Source organism: bacterium (genome assembly GCA_021372515.1).
Lineage (GTDB): Bacteria > Gemmatimonadota > Glassbacteria > GWA2-58-10 > GWA2-58-10 > JAJFUG01.
In genome coordinates, this window is record JAJFUG010000211.1 from 1 (window position 1) to 4,410 (window position 4,410).

General features: G+C 63.2%; 4 protein-coding genes. 1 reads left to right on the forward strand and 3 read right to left on the reverse strand.

Going from position 1 to position 4,410, the window contains the following annotated elements:
* Positions 1-359 (reverse strand): hypothetical protein (locus tag LLH00_18900; protein MCE5273352.1); only part of this gene is annotated, 359 nt, incomplete at its 3' end.
* Positions 360-610: 251 nt separating this feature from the next.
* On the opposite strand from LLH00_18900, the gene LLH00_18905 reads away from it, so the two are divergent.
* Positions 611-2,281, forward strand: coding sequence for a hypothetical protein (locus LLH00_18905; GenBank protein ID MCE5273353.1), 1,671 nt, complete (start codon positions 611-613; stop codon positions 2,279-2,281).
* Between the two features lie 6 nt (positions 2,282-2,287).
* On the opposite strand, the gene LLH00_18910 is transcribed toward LLH00_18905, so the two are convergent.
* Positions 2,288-3,715, reverse strand: a complete 1,428-nt coding sequence (locus LLH00_18910; protein ID MCE5273354.1) for a trimethylamine methyltransferase family protein — start codon at positions 3,713-3,715, stop codon at positions 2,288-2,290.
* Between the two features lie 42 nt (positions 3,716-3,757).
* A complete protein-coding gene (locus LLH00_18915) occupies positions 3,758-4,375 on the reverse strand; it encodes a DUF4276 family protein (protein ID MCE5273355.1) in 618 nt (205 codons plus the stop codon).
* Positions 4,376-4,410 lie beyond the last annotated feature (35 nt).

Below are 4,410 nucleotides of genomic sequence, written 5' to 3' on the forward strand. Positions count from 1 at the left end.
TACAGGTAGTCCATCAGCCCGCCGTGGATGTGGCAGGCCACCGCGCCGCCGGCCACCGCGCGCTCCACGCACATGTGCTGCGGGCCCACCTCGGGGCAGGTCTGGGCGAACCACTGAATGCGGCCGCCCTCGTCGCGGTGCTCCAGCAGGAAACGCATCACGTGGTGGTCGGTGCGGGCGACCAGGGTGTTGATCCCCACCCGCTCGCTCTCGCGCAGGGCGGCCTTGATCCGCTCGCTCTTGTACCAGCTCATCATCTCGCGGTCGCGCGAGGCGCCCTGGTGGCTGAAACCGCTGAAAGGGTTGCTGCCGGTGATCAGGCGGCTGACCCTCAGGTTACCGATGTTTACGTACTCCATGGAAGACCTTCCCGTTTTTCTGGTTTTAATCTACGAAACGATTCCCCTGATTCAATAATATCAGTAGTTTACTCCAGCTTCAACACTATTGTTTGAATTTTTTCTATGCTCTTTATATTATCCTCGTTCGCTCCGTGTTGCCTCAATGCCCGTATCGCTCGTTCGGATCGCGCCGGATGCGCGAGCGGCAAGGGATTCGCCTTGCCGTGCGCCATCCGAGGCGCCAGAACAGCAAAGCCCCCGGAGGGAGTATGCCCAAGACTGTGGCCGTGCTCGTCCTGAGCTTCGCTTTCGCTCTAATCCATGCCGCCAGCGGGTTTGCTGCGCCCGGGCCGGACAGCGTGCATGTGCGGGTGACACCGGATTCCTCCGGCGCGGAGCTGCCGTTTCTGAACTGCGGCGTGATGGGGGACCTGAGCGCCACTCTCCTGCCCGAGGGGCTGGAGCTTATGGAAAAGCTGGCCGCCACCACGGGCCGCCCGCTCTACCGCCGCCTGATGTGCAGCCTCAGCAGCGGCACGGGTTTCCCCAGCTCGACCAACGTATATCAGATCGGACGCGACCGCCGGCCAATATACGACTTTACCCTGTTCGACCAGATTTTCGACCGGGTGGTCCAAAGCCGGATGGTGCCCTTTGTCTGCCTGAGTTTCATGCCCGACTCGCTGAGCGCGGCCCCGCCGGAGGGTGCGCGGCGGGACTGGGATTACATCGACCGTTACCCGCCGCGCGACTGGAAACAGTGGCAGGAGCTGGTGCGGAACGTAGCCGCGCACTGCGCCGAGCGTTACGGTGCGGACAAGGTCACTCTGTGGCGCTGGGAGGTCTGGAACGAGCCGGACCTGGAGTTCTACTGGCATGCGAGCGCCCAGGACTACTGCCGCCTGTACGACCACGCCGCGGCCGGGCTGCGCGCGGCTCTGCCGGGAGCGAAGGTGGGCGGGTGCGCCCTGGCCGGGCCGGATAGCAAGGCAGGAGCCGAGTTCCTCGAAACGTTCGTGCGGCACTGTCTGGAAGGGAAGAACTACGCGAGCGGTGGCAACGGCGCGCCCCTGGATTTCATCACTTTCCACATGAAAGGCGGGGGCAGCCGCAAGCTGGGGGATTTCACCTCCGAGGCGCTGCGCGGTAAGCTGGGATACGAGCGGCGTTCGCCCGACCTGGAGGGGATGCTGGCACGCACGCGCGCGACTCTCGATCACCTGGCGCGGATACCGGGCTGCCGTGGTATTCCGGTCATTATCAGCGAGTGCGACATCGACTTCGGAGTGAGCACATCTGTGTACGAGGACCCGAACGTGGAGTACCGCAACAGCGAGTATTTCCCTGCCTTCCAGTGCGCCCTGGCCGCGCGCATGACCGCGTTGCGGGATGAAATGCCGGACAACCCGCTGGAGGGGTTGTTCATGGACACTTTTTTCTTCCCGGGGCGCCGTCCTTTCGAGGGCCAGCGCACGCTTCTCACCGCGTTCGGGATCGAAAAGCCGGTGCTCAACGCCCTGCGCGTGCTGGGCCGCCTGGAGGGCCGCCGCCTGAACGTCTCGGTCGAGGGCAGCCCGGATGTCACCGGGCTGGGGGCGGTGGCCTCCGGCAACCTTCTGCGGCTGGCGCTGGTCAATTTCAACCCGCAGACCGGCGCGGACACAGCCCGGGCGGTGGCCCTGGAGCTGGCCGCCCCCGGCGCGCACCGGCTGTCCATGTGGCGGATCGACCGGGAGCACAGCAACAGCTACAGTCTGTGGCAGGCGCGCGGCGCGGCTTTGGGCCCCGACCGCAACCTGCTGGCCGAGCTGCACCGCCGCATGGGCCTGGAAAAGGCCGAGCCGGACCGTCAGGTGTTCTCCGATGGCCCGGTCCTGCACCTGAGCCTCAACCTTCCGCCGCACTCGGTGAGCCTGCTGGAGTTGCGGCCGGTCAAGTGAGGGTGGTCAGACGGCCAGCTCGCGCCGCGCCGCGGCCAGGATTTCGGCGATGATCCGCTCCTGGTCATCCGTGGGCGGCACGGGTTTGTGCGTGGCCAGAATTTCCTGCTTGCGGGCGCGGCAGCGCTCTTCCATCGATTGCGCCCCGGAGTCTATCCAGGCCTGGTAGTACTGACGGTCCAGGAGGCCGGGCACCCAGAGTTCGCGCCGGAAATTCTCCACCGTGTGCTCGGTGTCGATGAACGTGCCGCCCGGCCCGGCAGCCTCGATAACATCCAGCCCCAGGGTGTCGTCGCTTACCTCTATCCCGCGGCAGGTGCTCTCCACGTAGCGGATTATCTCATCCTGCAGCACCAGAATGTCCAGCGAGCTGGCCTGGTCCACCCCCGAGATGCCCATGTGCCCGAAAATGTCGGCCCCGGCCGCTGCGCCCAGGGCCAGGGTGATCCCGCATTCCAGGCCGGCCTGGGCATCCGGGCGCTTGCTGTCGGTCAGGCCGACGTTGATATAGACCGGGAAGCCGTAGTGCTTGCCGATCTGGGTCATCGCCACCCCGAAGATCGCCTGCTCCGGGCCGGAGAAAATCATCTGGGTGGTGCTCATGTCAAAAGCGTGGCAGATGCCGCCGTAGCATACCGGCAGGCCGGGACGGATGAGCTGGGTGATGCAGACCCCGGCCAGGATTTCGGCGTTCTCCTGGGCCAGGGTGCCGGCCACGGTGCAGGGGGCCGAAAGACCCATCTGGGCCATCGGGCCAATCGGCACGGGCAAGCCGATCCGCGCGGTCTCGAACAGCAGGTCGATGCCGTTGAACGGGAAACGCAGCGGGCTGATCGGCTCGAGGAAGGGGTAGCAGAACGGGTATTTCTCGGCCCGGTGGCTGTCGCCGCGCAGGGCGATGCACAACTCCACGATGAACCTGGCCGCGGGGCGGTCGTGGAACCAGAACGTGACCGGCTTGGTTGTCTGGCGCAGCATGGCGGCGAACACCTCCAGGCTGCGGCTGGCCACCGGCATGCCGTGGGGGTCGCTCATCGCGCCGGGAAGGTTGATCCCGGCCAGTGCGTCCGCGAACCGGGTGGCCTCCATCGCGTCCTGCAGCGTGGTGAACCGCCGCTCCCCGCCCGGGGTCTCGACCCAGGAGGCCTCGCCGGCGATGGAGTTGTAGTTGCGCCTGCCCTGGCCGAAAGCGGCGGTGCGGTCCAGGTCGCGGCCATAGAGGGTGAAACTCTTGCCCGCGCTGGCCACGCAGCGCATGACCAGCTCCTCGGGGATACGCACCCGCAGGGCCGGGAAATCGACTTTCGCCCCGGCCTCGGCGAACATCCGCAGCATGCCCGGATGGGGCACGGTGACGCCGACTCGCTCCAGAATGCCCAGCGAAGCCCGGTGGATCCGCTCGATCTGCTCGTCAGTCAGCACCCGGCAGAACATATGGATTCTCCTGTGCTTTACAATTTGCTTACTCGATGGTGGTCAGGGGATAAGCTCACCACCGCACACACGTAGAATTGTGTTTATGAAGGCTTTCAATTCTACGCATTGAGCGATAGCCACGGACAGATCGTTTTCGCGTAGAATACGACCGGCATCGACTGCTTTCATATATCCCTTACCGCGACTCCCAATTCCGAATATCTCTTCTATCCTACGTGAAGGTGGATTATTGTGGTTGACTTTTTCCGGGTTGCCAGCAGGAGCGGATTTATTGTGATCAGCCAAGCGCTTAATTGTATCCCAATACGGCAACAGCCAGGCTTCGAATTCGTACTGAGCTGCATGCGGGTGAAATCGTGACTCATCTCCTACCCAAGTATTCATCAACCGTTTAGCTTCATCTGCATTTTGAAACTCAGGTGGGCGACTGCCTGTATATACGTCTGTCAGGGCGATCACATGGTCTGCTGGACTGCGCCGGTCATTTAAGAGGTTGTCCACTCTTCTTTTTAATTCCTCTTTCTTCGGAATCCGCCCATTGTAAGGAACTGGATCAAGGTTCGGCATTCTGTCAGTCAGTTTTCCAAGCAAGTATTTGCGAAGATAGGGCAGAAAAGCCTTTTCGGTTCTTCCTTCAATTATAATGGCGATTCTCATGAACGCCCCCCCATCCTACCCATCCGCCAGACTTC

What these genes read in the sequence shown, in the direction of transcription:
- LLH00_18905 (MCE5273353.1), top strand. Translation starts at nt 611, where the DNA reads ATGCCCAAGACTGTGGCCGTGCTCGTCCTGAGCTTCGCTTTCGCTCTA.
- LLH00_18910 (MCE5273354.1), bottom strand. Translation starts at nt 3,715, where the DNA reads ATGTTCTGCCGGGTGCTGACTGACGAGCAGATCGAGCGGATCCACCGG.
- LLH00_18915 (MCE5273355.1), bottom strand. Translation starts at nt 4,375, where the DNA reads ATGAGAATCGCCATTATAATTGAAGGAAGAACCGAAAAGGCTTTTCTG.